This is a genomic window from Rhodopseudomonas sp. P2A-2r (assembly GCF_026015985.1).
Taxonomy (GTDB): Bacteria; Pseudomonadota; Alphaproteobacteria; order Rhizobiales; family Xanthobacteraceae; genus Tardiphaga.
The window spans coordinates 1,491,474-1,507,459 of record NZ_CP110389.1 but is presented as its reverse complement, the minus strand read 5'-3'; the positions used below and the strand labels follow the sequence as shown (position 1 = coordinate 1,507,459).

The window sequence follows — 15,986 nt, the reverse complement described above, 5'->3', positions numbered from 1 at the left end:
TGATCGGCCTTGTTCTGCCATCGGCCGCCCGAACGTGCCGGTGCCGCGGCGGATTTGTCCGGTTTTGTGCTGGATTGTGCGTCTGCTAGAGTCGGCGTCCGAGATAGGGGTGACGATGCAGACGCCGGACAAACAGCTCTCAGACGAGCAGAGCAGGGAGATTGCCGCGACCGTTCGCGAAGAACTGGCGCGGCGTCGTATCTCGCGGCAGGCACTCGCCGAACAGGCCAAGCTCAGCATCTCCACCCTCGAGAAAGCGCTCGGCGGCAGCCGCCCGTTCACCCTTGCCACCACCGTGCGGCTGGAACAGGCGCTCGGCGTCTCGCTGCGCAAGGGCGCCGAAGCGCCGGTGGCCGTGCCGGGCAACGGCCATGGCGATATCGCGCCGGATCACCTCGGCGCCTATTCGCGACGCTCGATGCTGTGGATGGAGGGCGCCTACGTCACCCTGCGTCCGTCGTTCGGCGACAAGGACGCGATCTTCACCTATCGCACGGAGATTGCCTGGGACGCCATCAATTCTCATTTTGAATTTCGCGAAGCCGATCGCGAGGACGCTGCCTACACCCAGTATGGCGAGGTCTCGGTGCCGAACCAGTCCGGTCATATCTATCTGATCACAAACCGGCATGGTCAGGTGCGCCTGATCACCATCTCACGGCCAACCATTGCCGGCGAGATGTACGGCATCATCACCACATTGCTGGCGGGCAGAGGCTCGCTGCTGACGCCCATTGCGGCGCCGATTGCCTATGTGCCGATGGCCCGGATCGCATCTCCGACCTTCGGGCGCGTGCTGGCTGGGGATGCCAATTATCAACTCTATAAATCGCATCTGCAGAAGATTACCGACGAGCCGTTCGCGGTGTTCTTGCCGGGCTGAATGCGGACGAGCTCCGCAGTCGAGAGGTGGCGTGTTTAGTCAGCCTGACTATAGTCATCTCGACAGTTTGCGCATAGGGCGACCGCTCTGATGCAGTCCGGCTCGTCCTCGGAGCGTGCGCAAGCGCCGCTCCGAGGAACAGGATTCGGATGCCCCGATGACGATCAGGCAGTGGCGTAACGGCTGATCGCCAGCGCCTTGACGTCAATCTCGGGCTCCTTGCCGGCGATCTGATCTGCGAGGACCCGTGCCGTGCCGCAGGCCATGGTCCAGCCCAGCGTGCCGTGCCCGGTATTGAGGTGAAGATTGGCCAGATGCGTCGGCCCGACGATGGGCGGACCGTCGGGCGTCATCGGCCGCAGCCCGCTCCAGAACGTGGACTGTGAGAGATCGCCGGCCTGCGGGAACAGGTCGATCAAGGACTTGTCGAGCGGCCGACGTCGCGCCAACGGTTGCGTCGGGTTGTAGTCGCCGACCTCGGCGGTGCCACCCACGCGAATGCGGTCGCCAAGGCGCGTGATGGCGACCTTGTAGCTTTCGTCCATGATTGTCGATTGCGGCGCGACGGACGCATCGACGATGGGCACCGTGATGGAGTAGCCCTTCACCGGATACACCGGCGCTTTGATGCCGAGCGGCCTGAGCAACATCGGTGAGAAGCTACCCATGGCCATCACATAGCGATCGGCAGAGAACACGCCCTTGTCGGTGGCGACGTGCACGATGCGGTCGCCTTCGACGTTCAGCGCCGAAATGGTCGTGCCGTAGACGAAGCGAACACCGAGTCCGGCTGCGATCTTCTCCAGCCGCTGCGTGAACAGATGGCAATCGCCGGTTTCGTCGTCGGGCAGACGCAGCCCGCCCACGAACCTGTGCTGGACCGCAGCCAGGCCGGGCTCGACGCGCACGCAGCCGGCGCGATCGAGCACCTCGTAGGGCACGTTGTACTGCTTGAGAACATCGATATCGCCGCCGGTGGCATCGAGCTGCGACTGCTTGCGGAACAGCTGAAGCGTGCCCTGGCTGCGCTCGTCATAGGCGATGCCGGTTTCGGCGCGCAGCTCCCGCAGCAGATCGCGGCTGTATTCGGCGACACCGACCATGCGCGACTTGTTGAGCGCGTAGCGCGCTGACGTACAATTGCGGAGCATCTGCAGCATCCAGCGCCACATGGCGGGATCGGCCTGCGGACGGACCACCAGCGGGCCGTAGCGATCGAACATCCAGCCGATAGCCTTGGCCGGCACGCTTGGACCCGCCCACGGCGACGCGTAGCCCGGCGAAACTTCTCCGGCGTTGCCGAAGCTGGTTTCCAAGCCGGGGCCGGGCTGGCGATCCAGCACAGTCACCTCGAAGCCGGCCTTCGCCAGATAATAGGACGTGGTGACGCCGATCACGCCGGCGCCGAGAACCAGAACCTTCATTGCAATACGTCTCCAGTAGGACCAGCCGTCTGCTTGTCGATGTCGTCGAGGTAGATCTCGCTCATAACGCTGGCCGAGACCGGTCAGGATTTCGTAGCCGATGGTGCCGGCCGCCAAGGCGAGATCGTCGATCGATTGATGATGACCGATCACTTCGATCTCCGAGCCCCGCGCAAGCGCGTCAGACGGGAGGTCGCCCAGATCGACGGTGATCGAATCCATCGACACGCGCCCGGCGATAGGCAATCGCCGCCCCTGGAAGTACAGCGCCCCGCCACGGCCCAGTGCGCGGTGCAATCCGTCGGCATAGCCGATCGCCAGCGTCGCAAGGCGCATGGGTTGATCGGCGCGAAATTCCCAGCCGTAGCCCACATGGGCGTCGATGCCGATGTCGCGCACTTGCACGACCCGCGCGGTCAATCCCACCACCGCTGACATCGGATTGGGCTGCGTCGGCAATGGATTGATGCCGTAGAGTGCCGCACCGGGCCGGACCAGATGCTGGCGAAACGCGGGACCAAGAAAAATGCCGGACGAGTTCGCAAGCGACCGCTGCGCCTGAGGGAAATGCCGGGCGATCTCTTCGAACTGCGCCAGTTGATGGCCATTCGCCGGATGCGCCGGCGTGTCCGCGCAGGCCAGATGGCTCATGACGAGCTGAACATCGATGCCCGCCGCTGCCGCACCGCCGGCGGCGGTCCACTGTGCGACGTCGCCTGCCGACATGCCCAGCCGCGACATCCCGCTATCGACCTGGACTACGGAGCCCAATGCCCGGCCCAGCTTGCGCGCACAGGTCGACCATGCATCGACCTGCTCGCGGGAATTGAGCACCGGCACGAGGCCGGCTGCGGCGCAGTCGCCCTCCCCGCCGACCGGCAGGCCGTTGAGGACATAGATCGCGGTGCGGGGCGGAAGGTACTGTCTCAGATCGAGGCCTTCATCGAGATGCGCGACGAAGAACGCTCTGCAGCCGGCTCGGTGTAGCGCCGGTGCTACGCGCCCGGCCCCGAGGCCATAGGCATCCGCCTTGACGACCCCGGCGCAAACCACGCCGGATCCAGCCATCTCGGCAAGCAGCCGGTAATTGCGGCCGAGCGCCGCCAGATCGACCGTCAGCGTGGCGCTGGCGTGCTGCCCGAATTCTCTCACCGCTGCATCAACCAACGCTCTGCTCCAAGTCCGAAAACCGGGATCATTGTCGCATTTTGCGGGTGAGGCTTTACGCCAATTTCGGCGCTCGTTAAGGTCATTCGCGGAGAAATTCGGCGAAAATTGGCTCTCTGTTAGTGAATTTATGAGGCATAGGCATGGCTGATGAACTAGATACGCTCGACCGCAAGATCCTGCGCGAGTTGGTTCAGGACGCCCGGATCAGCCAGATCGTGCTGGCCGAACGTGTCGGCCTGTCGCCGACGGCCTGCACCCGGCGGGTCCATCAGATGGAGAAGCGGAACATCATCAAGGGCTATGCCGCAGACATCGATGCCGACGAACTCGGCTTCACGATGACCGTGCACGTTCACATCACCCTGGACCGGCAAAGCGAGGACGCCCTGTCCGCGTTCGAACGCGAGATCGCCAAATGCCCGGATGTCGTGTCGTGCTACCTGATGTCGGGCAATGACGATTATCTGGTCCACGTCCAGGCCCGCGACATGCAGGACTACGAGCGCATCCACAAGCAGCACCTGTCGCGGATGCCCGGCGTCGCGCGGCTGCAATCCAGCTTTGCGATGCGCAGTATCGTCCGGCGCAGTATCTCACCCGCCGCGTTGAATGGCTGACCGACGCCCTGGATCGAGCCGACCCGCGCTCACCACAGCGTCTGCCGTGCCCGTTCCGGCCACGCGGTGTCATAGTCCACGCCGCCGACGCGGTTGTCGCTCATCCCGGCAAGAATCTCGCCCGGCGTCGGCAGCGACGCCGGGTCGACCCGGCTGTCCGGATTCCACAGCGCCGAGCGCACGATCGCCCGCGCGCACTGGAAGTAGATCTCCTCCACCCTCATCACCACCACCGTGCGCGGCGCCTTGCCGCCCACCTCGAACGAGGCCAGCAGGGCGGGATCGGCCGAGACGTGGGCATGGCCGTTGACGCGCAGCGTGGTGCCGGCGCCGGGAATCAGGAACAGCAGCGCCACCCGGGAATCCCTGACGATGTTGCGCAGCGAATCGACGCGGTTGTTGCCGCGACGATCGGGCATCATCAGGGTCCTGTCGTCATGCACCCGCACGAAGCCCGGCAGGTCGCCGCGCGGCGAGCAATCCAGCCCTTCCGGCCCCATGGTCGCCAGCGCGGCGAAGGGCGAGGCTTCGATCAGGCGGCGATAGGATGGCGTGACCCAGTCGGCGACCTTGGCGGTGGTGGCTTCGCCGATTTTGTCGAATGAACCGTAGATCTGCTCGAGCTGTTCGATCGTCGCGATCACCGTCATATTGGATCTCCTGCCTCCAGACACCTATCGCGCATCCGCGCCGAGGTCGTCATTCGCCCCTGATGATGCGGACCAGTTCGCCCGCATGGTCTTCCGCGCGGCCGACATTGTTGATGGTGAGATCGGGCACGAAGTTCCGCGTCACCTCGCGGCCAAGCCGCGCGGCCGGCGCACCATCGCTGCCACGGTTGCGCGCCGCCAGGCGGGCCGCCAGAACATCCGCGGGCGCTGTGATCAGCACCACGACCACCTCGGCATAGGCCGCGCGCAAGGCATCGATCACCGTGCGCGAGACGTTGGCGACCACCGTGCGGCCAGCCATGATGTCGTCGTCGATGGCGCTGGACAGCGCGTAGTGGTGGCCATGCGCCTCCCAGTGGATGGCGAACAATCCATCGGCGACCGCGCGCTGAAACGCGTCCGGCGTCGCCTGCGCATTGTCCTCGAACGCCGAGGCCTCGCGGGTCACCACGCGCCGCGCGAACACGACTGTATTGTCTGTGCGGCTGGCGGCGCGCGCCAGATCGATCAGCGTGTCCTTGCCGGCGCCGGAAGGCCCGACCACCAGCACCAGCCGGCCCGGCCCGATCTTGGCCGCGCCCGCTTCCGATATCGTTGCCGTGTCGGTCATGCGACCCTGTGCCCTTCGCGCCAGACGCTGCGCACCACCGGGATGTCACGGGCGACATGGACGCGGATCAAGTCGGCGCGCTTGCCCACCGCGATCTCGCCACGGTCCGGCAGATCGACGGCTTCCGCAGGGCGCTTGGTGACGGTGCGCACCGCGGCAGCTAGATCGATTGAAGGCACGCGCACCGGCAGTTGCAGCGCGGCCATCAACAGGCTGGAGGGGATGTAGTCTGACGAGAGGATGTCGAGCAGTCCCTCGCGTGCCAGATCGACCGCGGCGATGTTGCCGGAATGCGAGCCGTTGCGCACCACGTTCGGCGCGCCCATCAAAATGCCGATGCCAGCCTCGTGCAAGCCGCGCGCGGCCTCCAGCGTGGTCGGGAATTCCGCCACCGAGACGCGGTCGCGGATCGCGTCGCTGACATTCTCCTCGGTCGTGTCGTCGTGGCTTGCCAGCGGGATGTTGTGGCTCTGCGCCAGCGCCACGATGTCGCGCAGATTGTCGGCGGCGTAGAGCCGCTGATACTCGAAGCGCTGGGCGAATAACTCGTCGAGCTCGGCGTCGGTCTTGCCGGCGCCCTTGCCGCGATAATAGGTGCGCAGCTTGGCTTCGTCCCGGAACTGGCGCTGGCCGGGTGTGTGGTCCATCAGCGACATCAGCCGCACGTCGGGCCGACCGACCATCTCCTTGGCCTCATCGACCACGCTGGGCATCGGAATTTCGCAGCGCAGATGCAGGAAGTGATCTGCGCGCAGGATGCCGGCATCGCGCGCCGCAGAAATCGCATCCGCCAGCAGGCCGGCATGGCCATCGGCTTCCTCGGCTCCCTTCTCGCGCCACACCCGCAGCGAATCCAGCACGGTGGTGATGCCCGACGTCGCCAGTTGCGCATCATAGGAGACGACGGCGGCGACGGGATCCCAGAACACTTTCGGTCGCGGCACGAAATGCATTTCGAGATGGTCGGTGTGCAGTTCGATCAGGCCGGGCATGATCAGGTCGCCGCGGGCGTCGTCAGCGCCAGCGGGTGCGTCGCCCTCGCCGAATTCGGCGATATTGCGGTCGACGAAGGCAATCCAGCCCTGCTCGATGACGCGATCGGCGAGCACGATGCGGGCATTGCCGATGACGGTCTCTGTCTGTGTCGTCTTCATGGTCTTCTTTCTCAGGCGGCGGCGAACGATGTCACATCGACCAGCCGGTCGGCAATCAATTGGCGGACGTCGTCGTCATGGACGATGGCGACCATGGCGACGCCGGCGCGTTTCTTTTCGGCGACCAGTTCGACCACCACGGCGCGGTTGGCGGCATCCAGCGATGCTGTGGGCTCGTCGAGCAGCAGAATCGGCAGGTCGGAGATGAAGCCGCGCGCGATGTTGACGCGCTGCTGCTCGCCGCCGGAGAAGGTCGAGGGCGGCAGCTTCCACAGCCGCTCGGGAATGTTGAGCCGCCGCAGCAGCGCGCCGGCTTTGGCCTGCGCCTCGTCGCGCGCCACGCCATTGGCGAACAGCGGCTCGGCCACCACGTCCAGCGCAGCGACGCGCGGCACCGCGCGCAGGAACTGGCTGACATAACCGATGGTGTGGCGGCGCACGCCGAGGATCTGGCGCGGCTCGGCCGTGGCGATGTCGATCGAGGCGCCCTGATGCTGCACGCCGATCACGCCACCGTCACAGCGATAGTTGCCGAAGATCATCTTCAGGATCGACGACTTGCCGGCACCGGATGGTCCGCTCAGCACCACGCATTCGCCGGCCGAGACATGAAACGACACGCCGCGGACCACCGGCAGGCGGATGCCGTCCTGCAGGTGCATGACGAAGGTCTTTTCGGCGTTGCGGATATCGATCATCGGAATCATCTGGACCTCACGCCGGCAGGATCGAGGAAACGAGCAGTTGTGTATAGGGCTGATGCGGATCGTCGAGCACCTGGTCGGTCAGCCCGGTCTCGATGACCCGGCCGCCCTGCATCACCATCACCCGGTGTGACAGCAGCCGCGCCACCGCGAGATCGTGCGTCACGACGATAGCGGCGAGGCCGAGTTCGCTGACCAGCGTGCGCATCATGTCCAGGAGTCGCGCCTGCACGGAGACGTCGAGTCCCCCTGTGGGCTCGTCCATGAACACCAGTCGCGGCTCGGTCACCAGATTGCGGGCGATCTGCAGGCGCTGCCGCATGCCGCCGGAATAGGTCTTTGGCGCGTCGTCAATCCGGTCGGTGGAAATCTCCACGCGCTCCAGCCACGACGCGGCGGTCTGCCGGATCTTGCCGTAGTGGTTGTGGCCGACCGCCATCAGCCGTTCGCCGACATTGGCGCCGGCCGAGACGCCCATGCGCAGACCCATCGCCGCATCCTGATGGACGAAGCCCCAATCGGTGCGGAACAGGAAGCGGCGTTCGGCCTCGCCGAGATCCGCGAGATCACGCAGCACGCCGTCGCGCATGCGGTACGACACGCTGCCGGCATTGGGCGCCATCTGAGCCGACAACAGCTGCAGCAGCGTCGACTTTCCCGAGCCGGACTCGCCGACGATCGCCAGCACCTCGCCGGGATACAGGGAAAACGACACGTCGCGGCAGGCCTGCAGCTGGCCGAAGGATTTGGACAGGCCGTCGGCAACCAGCAGCGGCTGGTCGTCATCGCGCGAGACTGTTGCGATCTCAAACATGGGTGGCCTCCGCGGGCAGATCGGCATTCTCGCTGCCGCGATGGCCATGGGCCTGGCGAGTCTCGCAGAAGTCGGTGTCGGAACAGACGAACATGCGGCCGCCCTTGTCGTCGGTGACGATCTCGTCGAGATAGGAATCGTCGGCGCCGCACAGCGCGCAGGGCGCGTCGTGACGATAGCGCGTGAACGGATGGTCCTCGAAATCGAGCGACACCACCGAGGTGTGCGGCGGCACGGCGTAGATACGCTTCTCGCGGCCGGCGCCGAACAGCTGCAGCGCCGGGCAGTTGTCCATCTTCGGGTTGTCGAATTTCGGCGTCGGCGACGGGTCCATCACATAACGCGCATTGACCTTGACCGGATAGGCAAAGGCCGTGGCGATGTGGCCAAAGCGCGCGATGTCCTCATACAGCTTGACGTGCATCAGGCCGTATTCTTCCAGCGCATGCATGCGCCGTGTCTCGGTCTCCCGCGGCTCGAGATAGCGCAGCGGCTCCGGGATCGGCACCTGATACACCAGCACCTGGTTGTCGTGCAGCGGCGCTTCGGGAATGCGGTGCCGGGTCTGGATCACCGTTGCATCGATCGTGCTGGTGGTGGTCGCCACGCCCGCGGTCTTCTCGAAGAATTTTCGGATCGAGATCGCATTGGTGGTGTCGTCGGAGCCTTGGTCGATCACCTTGAGCCGGTCGTCCGGCCCGAGGATAGCCGCAGTCACCTGCACGCCGCCGGTGCCCCAGCCATAGGGCATCGGCATTTCCCTGGACGCAAACGGCACCTGATAGCCGGGGATGGCGATTGCCTTGAGGATGGCGCGGCGGATCATCCGCTTGGTCTGCTCGTCCAGATAGGCAAAATTGTATGTCGGTGCGTTCATTCCGCGGCCTCCTTCATGGCGTCTGGCGCGCTGTTGGCCTGTTCGAACTCCTTGCGGAGCTGGCGCAGCAGCCCGAGCTCTGCCTGGAAGTCGACGTAGTGTGGCAGCTTGAGATGTTCGACGAAGCCGGTGGCCTGCACATTGTCGGAATGCGACAGCACGAACTCCTCGTCCTGCGCCGGCGCGCCGACGTCTTCGCCGAGTTCACGGGCACGCAGCGCACGGTCGACCAGTGACATGGACATGGTCTTGCGTTCGGACTGACCGAAGGCGAGACCATAGCCGCGGGTAAAGCACGGCGCCTGGGTGTCGGAGCCCTTGAACTGGGTGACCATCTGGCATTCGGTCACGGTGATGGCGCCTAGCGGCACCACGAAGCCGGCATCCTCCGCCATGAATTCGACCTCGACCTCGCCGAGCCGGATCTCGCCGACGAAGGGATGGTTGCGGCCGTAGCCGCGCTGGGTGGAATAGCCCATGGCCAGCAGAAAGCCCTCGTCGGCCCGTGCCAGATTCTGCAGCCGCAGATCGCGCTCGGCGGGAAACTTCAGGGCGTCTCGGGTGAGATCGCCGACCGGCGCGTCCAGATCGGCCTGCTGCGAGGCTTCGATCAATCCGTCGCGGCCGAGGATGTCGGTCACCCGCGGCATGGCCACCGGCGCCTCGTCCGCTGCTGCCGGCGCGTCCGGCGCGGCAGATGTGCCGAGAAGCGACGGATCGAGCAGGCGATGGGTGTAGTCGAAGGTCGGGCCGAGGATCTGGCCGCCGGGAATGTCCTTGAAGGTCGCCGAGACCCGCCGCCGCACCTGCATCTGCCCGGTGTCCACCGGCTCGCTGGCGCCGAAGCGCGGCAGCGTGGCGCGGAAGGCGCGCAGCAGGAAGATCGCCTCGATCATGTCGCCGCGCGCCTGCTTGATGGCCAGCGCCGCCAACTCGCGGTCGTACAGCGAACCTTCGGTCATGACGCGATCGACGCCGAGGCTGAGCTGTTCGGAGATCTGGTCCAATGACACTTCCGGCACATCACGATCGCCGCGGCGCTCATGGGCAAGCAGACGATGCGCATTCTCGATGGCGCGTTCGCCACCCTTGACGGCCACATACATGGTCAGCCCTCCCTGGCGATAAGGCGTGTGGTACGCGGGATCGCGACGATGGCGTCGTCAGCCACCAGAATGAGATCGACGCCGCGCGGAAACAGCGCGTGATTGGCACTGAGCTGGCCGAGCAGGTCGGGAATGCCGATGGTCGCGCGCAGCAAGGTCGTGCCGTCGATGCCGGGGCCGGACAGTTCGATGGCCGCCCCATGCGTCAGGCTCTCCACCTGAACGATCAGCGTGGTGGAGCGATCGGGATATTCGCCGGAGCCAAGCGCGAAGCGATCGAGTCCCTGCAACAGAAGCGGATCTCCAATCACGGCAAAATCCGCGATGCCGGAATCGGCGACCATCGGCGCGCTGCAATGAAACCTGATCCACTTGCCGGCGTCAGGAGCCGCCGTCATCGCGGCATCGAGCCAGACCGGGGTATCCTGATCGAACAGCGTCAGCGCAATCGCGGCGGTGCCGCGCATCATCGGACTGGGTACGCCGGAGGGTGCCGCGATGCGCTGCACGCTGCCGGGCCGCGCCATGGCGTCCATCACCGAGCGGAACGTCGATTGCGCCGACAGAACCTTGTTGGCGAATCCCGCCGGCATTTCTGCAACCGTTGTCATGATCAGCTCTCCCCGCGCACCAGCGTGTAGAAATCGACCCGCGTCGCCGCGGTCTCGGCCGTCTTTTTGCGACGTTCGGCATCGACCCGCGAGCGCAACGGCGCGAGAACCTGCGTCTCGATGGCCGCGGCATGGTCGGTCGTCTGGATCAGTGCATCACACAAGGCAATCAGCCCTGCCTTGTCGCGATCCCGCCCGAGCGTGTAGCCGATCCCGACCTCGCCGCTGGCGAGCCGCACCGCTGCGCGCGACACCGTAGCCTCGCCGAGATTGAATGGCACGCCGTCGCCGCCGGCACGGCCGCGCAACATCACCAGCCCGTTTTCCGGCTCGCGCATGTTTTCATGGGCCGGCACGGCAATGCCGACCAGATGCCCGGCGATGTCGTCGGCCGCGACGTGAGCGAGCACGGCCATGGCGGCCTGCCGCCGCATCGTGAGATCGTCTGTGTCGGCGCTGGTCATGGGGTCCGATTGCCTGCGTGAAGTTGTCTATGTTAATAGACAACTTCATACGGAGATGCCATGACCTTTTCATGACATCTGCACTTTTTTCTGGCGTCGGACGCAGCGCTGCGTGTAGATCGCCAACATGAGCATGCAGGACACAGGCGTGGCGCTGTGGCGGCAGGTCGCCGACGGGATCGAGCGCGGCATCGCCGACGGCACCTACGCATCCGGCGACAAGCTGCCGGGCGAAACCGAAATCGCGGAGATCTACCGCGTCAACCGCCACACCGTGCGCCGCGCGCTGGCGACGCTGGCGGAACGCGGATTTGTGCGCGCCGAGCGCGGCAGCGGCACCTATGTGGAAGCGCCGAAGCTGGCCTATCCGCTGCGCTCGCGCACGCGGTTCTCGGAGATCGTCGGCGCCGGCGGTCGAGAGCCGGACGGAAGGCTGATCGAATCCGGCACCGAACCGGCAACGCGGGACATCGCCAAACAGCTTCGCCTGAAGACCGGCGCGCCGCTGGTGCGGATCGAAGCGCTGCGGTTTGCCGACAAGACGCCGATCTGTATCGGCACCACCTGGTTTCCCGCCGACCGCTTTGCCGACGCCGCGGCGGTCTACGAGCGCCTGAACTCCACGACAAAACTATTGGCGTATTACGGCATCACGGACTACCGCCGGCTCTCGACCCGCATCACCGCGGCCATCGCCAATGCCACCGATGCGGCACGGCTCGACATCGCACTGGGTCGTCCGGTGCTGATCGTCGACAGCACCGACGTCGGCATCGACGGTACACCGCTGAAGTTTTCACGCTCGCGATTCGTCGCCGAGCGCGTCGAGTTCGTGGTGGAGAACGGGTAGCCTAGCGACGCCGCCACTTACTCAGCTGTCATCCCCACGAAACGGCTTCGCCGTTTCGCTGGAGGCGCTCGCCGTTTTCGGCGAGCCTCAAAGGATGGCCGCGCACTGTGAGCCCGCCGTCGTCCTTCGAGGCTCGCAAGAGCTCGCGCCTCAGGATGACGGCTACGTCAACGAGCCAGTCTACGCCACAGCCCTTCGCCCGATGATGGCGAAGCGCAACCGGCTCGATATGAAGTCGATGGCAGCCACCGCCACCAGGATCATCAGAATAAGGAACGACACGTTCTGCCATTCCAGCGTGCGGATCTGCTCGGCCAGTTGCAGGCCGATGCCGCCGGCACCTACGATACCGATGATGGTCGCGGAGCGGGTGTTGGATTCGATGAAGTACAGCACCTGACCCGCGATCACCGGCAGCACCTGCGGCAGCAGGCCGAAGCGGATCTCGTGCAAAGCGTTGCCGCCGGAAGCACGGACGCCCTCGACCTGCTTCTTGTCGGCACCCTCGATCGCCTCGGAGAACAGTTTGCCGAATGCGCCGAAGTCCGACACCGCAATCGCCAGCACCCCGGCGAACGGGCCGAGGCCCACAACATTGATCCAGACCAGCGCCCAGATCAGCGTATCGACGCCGCGGATCGTATCGAGGAAGCGACGGATCGGCGACCGGAAGATCGCCGACGGCACGATGTTGCGCGCCGCCAGCAGGCTGACCGGCAGAGCGAAGAGTGCCGCGAGGACCGTGCCGAGCAAGGCAATGGACAAGGTCTCACCCATCGCCGCCAGATAGGTCGGCAGCGACGATCCGGGATTGGGCGGGAACATCATCAGGGTGATCCAGACCAGCTGATGCAGTCCCGCCAGCATCCGTGCCGGCGAGAATTCCAGCAGGTATAGCCCGACGACAAGCAGTGCCGCCGCCCCCAGCAGAACCAGCGGCGCCGCGAGACGCGACGACAGCGGCCGGAAGAAGATCGCCGGATAGCGGGCGCGCAGGCCTGCCAGATCGGGATGGTCGTTGGGCTCGGATGACATGGTCATTTGCGCCCGTCCTGGCCGAACAATCGCTGGCGCGCCCAGCCGGTGCCGATATCGATGACGAAGACCGTGAGGATGATCAGCACCAGAATCGCGCTGACGTCCGAATAATAGAACTTGCGGATCGCGACGATGAGTTCCTGGCCTATGCCGCCGGCGCCGACGAACCCCATCACCGAGGCGCCGCGCACATTGATCTCGAAGCGCAGCAGCGAATAGCTGGCAAAGCCTGCGGTGACCTGCGGCAGCACCGCGAAGCGCATGCAGGCGACCCAGCCGCCGCCGGTCGCGCGCACGCCTTCCACCGGCTTCATGTCGATGTTCTCGACCATCTCGGAATATTGCTTGCCGAGCGCGCCGACGCAGTGGATGGCGATGGCCAGCACGCCGGCCATCGGACCGAGGCCGAAGGCGATGACGAAGATCAGCGCGAACACGATATCCGGCACGGTGCGGCAGAATTCCATGAAGCGGCGCACCACGAAGCGCAGCCAGATGGACGGCGAGGTATTCTCCGCCGCGACGAAGCTCAGCCCAAACCCGAGGATCGCACCGCTCAACGTGCCGACATAGCTGATCAGGATGGTTTCGCCGAGCAGCCACAACCATTTGTTCCAGCCCCAGAACCATTCGGGGATGTCGGTCCATACCCGCGCGCCGCTTTCCAGCGTCAGGATGCGATCGAAGTAGCTGACGAAGTTGCCGATATAGGTGAACAGCGTGCGCAGATTGACTTCTGCGCCGACGCTGGCCGCGAACAGCGCTGCTGCGAAGACGGCCGCGGCGACCGCCATACGCATCCGTTTGCGCGCCACCGCCTTGCGGTAGGCATCGTTCAGCGCGGCGAGCTGCGGGCCCGGCAGGATGGAAACGGCGGCAGTCACAGCAAGAATGCTTTCTGAGGGATACGGCACGCAACAGGCAGGCATTCACCTCTCCCCGCTTGCGGGGAGAGGTCGAAGCCGAGCGCCAGCGAGGCTTCGGGTGAGGGGAGCCAGCGAGTAAAACTCTGGCTCCCCTCACCCGACTCGAACCGGCTTCGCCGCTTCGAGCCACCCTCTCCCCGCAGGCGGGGAGAGGGAACTGCGGCACCAGTGCCGATTACGACGCCTTCTTCTTGCGCAGGTTGTCGACGAACTTGATCAGCTCGACCGTTGCATCCCAATCCTTGGTGGTGGCGGGATGGAAGCCCTTCTTCTGGCCATCCGAGAGCTTGTCGAAGGCGGCCTTGTCCTTGGTCGGCGCGTCCATGAAAGCCTTGGCGATCGCCGCCTTCAGGTCGTCCGGCAGGTCCGAGCTATAGGCATAGGGACCGTTGATGATCGGCGCCGACTTGTGGATGATGCGGAAGTCTTCCTTCTTCATCGCCGAACCGTCGCTGTTCTTCAGCATGCCCTTGGTGAGCATCTGCTGCAGCGTCGAGTCGTTGTCGTTGGTCCACTGGTTGGCGGCGACATCGACGGTGCCCTGCGACAGCGCCAGCAGCGCGTTCTCGTGGCTGCCGGTGAACACCACCTTGCTGAAATAGGTGTCGGCGTCGGAGATGCCCATCTTGTCGAGCTCGAAGCGCGGCACGTTGTTGCCCGAGGTCGAGTTGGGATCGACGAGGCCGAGGTTCTTGCCCTTCAGATTGTCGACGGTCTTGTAGGGGCTGGTCGCCTTGACGAAGAACACCGAATAGTAGCCGGTCGAGCCGTCGATGTTGATGTCGTTGGCGAAGGCATCGGTCTTGACGCCGGTGAGGCGCGCGCGCGCAAACGACGCCGAACCGTAGCTTGCGAGCTGGATGTTGCCGGAGCGCTGGCCCTCGATCACCGCGGCATAATCGTTGGCGATACGCAGGTTGACCTTCACGCCCAGTTCCTTGGACAGGTAGGCGGCGAACGGCGTCCAGCGCTCGGTCACGCCCGAGGCATTCTCGGCGGGAACCACCGCGAAGGTCAGTTCCGGATGTTTGGTCTTCCAGTCCTGCGCCGAAGCGGCGGAGACCGTGAGGGCCAGCGCCGCGGCGCTGAGCAAAATCTTGCGACGATTGATCATCGGATCACCTGTTTTTGTCATGGTGGAAAGAGCGGCTGCGCGACTGCAGGCCGCCCACGTACGAAACGTCTTGCTCAGGCCACGGCAGCCGTGCCGAAGGCCGGAATTCTTGTGTCGGCGGGAACGTGCCCCGACGCCGTGCCCATCACCTCGTCGGCCTCGAGATCATACAGCTCGCGCGCGACGTGCTCGGTCAGCGCCGCAGGCGCGCCGTCGAACACCACGCGGCCGGCCGACATGCCGATCAGCCTGTCGCAATAGCTGCGCGCCAGATCCAGCGAATGCAGGTTGACGATCACAGTGATGCCGAAATGCTTGTTGATGCGCAGCAGCGCATCCATGACGATGCGGGTGTTGCGCGGATCCAATGAGGCGATCGGCTCGTCCGCCAGGATGATATCGGGGTCCTGCACCAGCGCGCGCGCGATTGCCACGCGCTGCTGCTGGCCGCCGGACAACTGATCGGCGCGCTGCGATGCCAGCTGCGCCATGTCGAACTGCTCCAGCGCCGACATCGCCAGCGCGCGATCCTTCTCGGACCAGATCTGCGTCAGCGAGCGCCATGACGGCGTCGCCGCAAGGCGGCCCATCAGCACGTTGGTCAGCACGTCGAGCCGACCGACCAGGTTGAACTGCTGGAAGATCATCGCCGAACGCGCGCGCCACTGCCGCAATTCCTTGCCGCGCAGCGCTGTGACGTTTTCGCCCTCATAGAGGATGCGGCCTTCGGTGGAATCCGCGAGGCGGTTGATCATGCGCAGCAGCGTCGACTTGCCGGCACCCGAACGGCCGATCACGCCGACGAAGCTCCCGGGCGGAATGGAGAACGACGCGTTGTCCACGGCTGCCTTGGTGCCGAACCGGCACGTCAACCCTTCCACCACCAGCATGCGAAACTCCAGTCATCATCGATGACACACCGCTAACGCCTGCCCTTTACAGTGATGTGACAC

The 15,986-nt window shown here is 65.1% G+C and carries 17 protein-coding genes and 1 pseudogene; 3 read left to right on the top strand and 15 right to left on the bottom strand.

Features of this window, described 5'->3' with window-relative positions:
• Positions 1-115: 115 nt before the first annotated feature.
• A complete protein-coding gene (locus tag ONR75_RS07270) occupies positions 116-883 on the top strand; it encodes a helix-turn-helix domain-containing protein (protein ID WP_265083574.1) in 768 nt (255 codons plus the stop codon).
• Between the two features lie 164 nt (positions 884-1,047).
• On the opposite strand, the gene ONR75_RS07265 is transcribed toward ONR75_RS07270, so the two are convergent.
• Positions 1,048-2,307 (bottom strand): D-amino acid dehydrogenase, encoded by a 1,260-nt coding sequence (locus tag ONR75_RS07265; protein ID WP_265083573.1) that lies wholly within the window; start codon positions 2,305-2,307, stop codon positions 1,048-1,050.
• A 117-nt stretch (positions 2,308-2,424) separates the two neighbouring features.
• Positions 2,425-3,375: pseudogene (gene alr, locus ONR75_RS07260) on the bottom strand (alanine racemase); the annotation flags it as partial.
• Between the two features lie 242 nt (positions 3,376-3,617).
• Here alr and ONR75_RS07255 point away from each other — a divergent pair.
• The gene (locus ONR75_RS07255; RefSeq protein WP_265082011.1) at positions 3,618-4,094 is read left to right on the top strand and encodes an Lrp/AsnC family transcriptional regulator; all 477 of its coding nucleotides are present in this window, start codon (positions 3,618-3,620) and stop codon (positions 4,092-4,094) included.
• Positions 4,095-4,123: 29 nt separating this feature from the next.
• Here the strand turns inward: ONR75_RS07255 and ONR75_RS07250 are convergent, their stop codons facing one another.
• Genes ONR75_RS07250 through phnG form a run of 9 tightly spaced genes read right to left on the bottom strand, consistent with a single transcriptional unit; the run spans position 4,124 to position 11,105 of the window.
• Entirely contained in the window at positions 4,124-4,744 is a 621-nt protein-coding gene (locus ONR75_RS07250; protein WP_265082010.1) for a pyridoxamine 5'-phosphate oxidase family protein, read from the bottom strand.
• 49 nt (positions 4,745-4,793) lie between these two features.
• On the bottom strand, positions 4,794-5,375 hold the full coding sequence (gene phnN / locus ONR75_RS07245) for a phosphonate metabolism protein/1,5-bisphosphokinase (PRPP-forming) PhnN (RefSeq protein WP_265082009.1): 582 nt from the start codon (positions 5,373-5,375) through the stop codon (positions 4,794-4,796).
• Positions 5,372-6,529 (bottom strand): alpha-D-ribose 1-methylphosphonate 5-triphosphate diphosphatase, encoded by a 1,158-nt coding sequence (locus tag ONR75_RS07240; protein WP_265082008.1) that lies wholly within the window; start codon positions 6,527-6,529, stop codon positions 5,372-5,374. The genes phnN and ONR75_RS07240 overlap by 4 nt, the downstream gene beginning before the upstream one ends.
• 11 nt (positions 6,530-6,540) lie before the next feature.
• Entirely contained in the window at positions 6,541-7,236 is a 696-nt protein-coding gene (gene phnL, locus ONR75_RS07235) for a phosphonate C-P lyase system protein PhnL (RefSeq protein WP_265082007.1), read from the bottom strand.
• 7 nt (positions 7,237-7,243) lie between these two features.
• A complete protein-coding gene (gene phnK, locus ONR75_RS07230) occupies positions 7,244-8,047 on the bottom strand; it encodes a phosphonate C-P lyase system protein PhnK (RefSeq protein WP_265082006.1) in 804 nt (267 codons plus the stop codon).
• The gene (locus ONR75_RS07225) at positions 8,040-8,924 is read right to left on the bottom strand and encodes an alpha-D-ribose 1-methylphosphonate 5-phosphate C-P-lyase PhnJ (protein WP_265082005.1); all 885 of its coding nucleotides are present in this window, start codon (positions 8,922-8,924) and stop codon (positions 8,040-8,042) included. The genes phnK and ONR75_RS07225 overlap by 8 nt, the downstream gene beginning before the upstream one ends.
• Entirely contained in the window at positions 8,921-10,030 is a 1,110-nt protein-coding gene (locus tag ONR75_RS07220) for a carbon-phosphorus lyase complex subunit PhnI (protein WP_265082004.1), read from the bottom strand. Before ONR75_RS07220 ends, ONR75_RS07225 begins: the two co-directional genes overlap by 4 nt.
• Positions 10,031-10,032: 2 nt before the next feature.
• Positions 10,033-10,641 carry a phosphonate C-P lyase system protein PhnH gene (gene phnH / locus ONR75_RS07215; RefSeq protein ID WP_265082003.1) on the bottom strand — a complete coding sequence of 203 codons (609 nt, stop codon included), beginning with the start codon at positions 10,639-10,641 and terminating at the stop codon, positions 10,033-10,035.
• A gap of 2 nt (positions 10,642-10,643) precedes the next feature.
• On the bottom strand, positions 10,644-11,105 hold the full coding sequence (gene phnG / locus ONR75_RS07210; protein WP_265082002.1) for a phosphonate C-P lyase system protein PhnG: 462 nt from the start codon (positions 11,103-11,105) through the stop codon (positions 10,644-10,646).
• Positions 11,106-11,232: 127 nt separating this feature from the next.
• Between phnG and phnF the strand changes: the two genes are divergently transcribed.
• Positions 11,233-11,955: a phosphonate metabolism transcriptional regulator PhnF gene (phnF, locus tag ONR75_RS07205; protein ID WP_265082001.1), complete on the top strand. Its 723-nt coding sequence runs from the start codon at positions 11,233-11,235 to the stop codon at positions 11,953-11,955.
• A gap of 180 nt (positions 11,956-12,135) precedes the next feature.
• Here the strand turns inward: phnF and phnE (ONR75_RS07200) are convergent, their stop codons facing one another.
• From phnE (ONR75_RS07200) to phnC, 4 genes are all read right to left on the bottom strand, one after another.
• A complete protein-coding gene (gene phnE, locus ONR75_RS07200; RefSeq protein ID WP_265083572.1) occupies positions 12,136-12,990 on the bottom strand; it encodes a phosphonate ABC transporter, permease protein PhnE in 855 nt (284 codons plus the stop codon).
• A 2-nt stretch (positions 12,991-12,992) separates the two neighbouring features.
• The gene (gene phnE / locus ONR75_RS07195; RefSeq protein ID WP_265082000.1) at positions 12,993-13,877 is read right to left on the bottom strand and encodes a phosphonate ABC transporter, permease protein PhnE; all 885 of its coding nucleotides are present in this window, start codon (positions 13,875-13,877) and stop codon (positions 12,993-12,995) included.
• A 217-nt stretch (positions 13,878-14,094) separates the two neighbouring features.
• Entirely contained in the window at positions 14,095-15,033 is a 939-nt protein-coding gene (phnD, locus tag ONR75_RS07190; RefSeq protein WP_265081999.1) for a phosphonate ABC transporter substrate-binding protein, read from the bottom strand.
• A gap of 74 nt (positions 15,034-15,107) precedes the next feature.
• Positions 15,108-15,923, bottom strand: a complete 816-nt coding sequence (gene phnC / locus ONR75_RS07185; protein ID WP_265081998.1) for a phosphonate ABC transporter ATP-binding protein — start codon at positions 15,921-15,923, stop codon at positions 15,108-15,110.
• Between the last annotated feature and the right edge of the window lie 63 nt (positions 15,924-15,986).

Bases quoted from the DNA above. Each gene is read 5' to 3' on its own strand.
- phnD (WP_265081999.1), bottom strand. From the start codon at position 15,033: ATGATCAATCGTCGCAAGATTTTGCTCAGCGCCGCGGCGCTGGCCCTC.
- phnK (WP_265082006.1), bottom strand. From the start codon at position 8,047: ATGTTTGAGATCGCAACAGTCTCGCGCGATGACGACCAGCCGCTGCTG.
- ONR75_RS07255 (WP_265082011.1), top strand. From the start codon at position 3,618: ATGGCTGATGAACTAGATACGCTCGACCGCAAGATCCTGCGCGAGTTG.
- ONR75_RS07225 (WP_265082005.1), bottom strand. From the start codon at position 8,924: ATGAACGCACCGACATACAATTTTGCCTATCTGGACGAGCAGACCAAG.
- phnF (WP_265082001.1), top strand. From the start codon at position 11,233: ATGAGCATGCAGGACACAGGCGTGGCGCTGTGGCGGCAGGTCGCCGAC.
- phnG (WP_265082002.1), bottom strand. From the start codon at position 11,105: ATGACCAGCGCCGACACAGACGATCTCACGATGCGGCGGCAGGCCGCC.
- phnH (WP_265082003.1), bottom strand. From the start codon at position 10,641: ATGACAACGGTTGCAGAAATGCCGGCGGGATTCGCCAACAAGGTTCTG.
- ONR75_RS07240 (WP_265082008.1), bottom strand. From the start codon at position 6,529: ATGAAGACGACACAGACAGAGACCGTCATCGGCAATGCCCGCATCGTG.
- ONR75_RS07220 (WP_265082004.1), bottom strand. From the start codon at position 10,030: ATGTATGTGGCCGTCAAGGGTGGCGAACGCGCCATCGAGAATGCGCAT.
- ONR75_RS07250 (WP_265082010.1), bottom strand. From the start codon at position 4,744: ATGACGGTGATCGCGACGATCGAACAGCTCGAGCAGATCTACGGTTCA.
- phnC (WP_265081998.1), bottom strand. From the start codon at position 15,923: ATGCTGGTGGTGGAAGGGTTGACGTGCCGGTTCGGCACCAAGGCAGCC.
- phnN (WP_265082009.1), bottom strand. From the start codon at position 5,375: ATGACCGACACGGCAACGATATCGGAAGCGGGCGCGGCCAAGATCGGG.
- phnL (WP_265082007.1), bottom strand. From the start codon at position 7,236: ATGATTCCGATGATCGATATCCGCAACGCCGAAAAGACCTTCGTCATG.
- ONR75_RS07265 (WP_265083573.1), bottom strand. From the start codon at position 2,307: ATGAAGGTTCTGGTTCTCGGCGCCGGCGTGATCGGCGTCACCACGTCC.
- ONR75_RS07270 (WP_265083574.1), top strand. From the start codon at position 116: ATGCAGACGCCGGACAAACAGCTCTCAGACGAGCAGAGCAGGGAGATT.
- phnE (WP_265083572.1), bottom strand. From the start codon at position 12,990: ATGTCATCCGAGCCCAACGACCATCCCGATCTGGCAGGCCTGCGCGCC.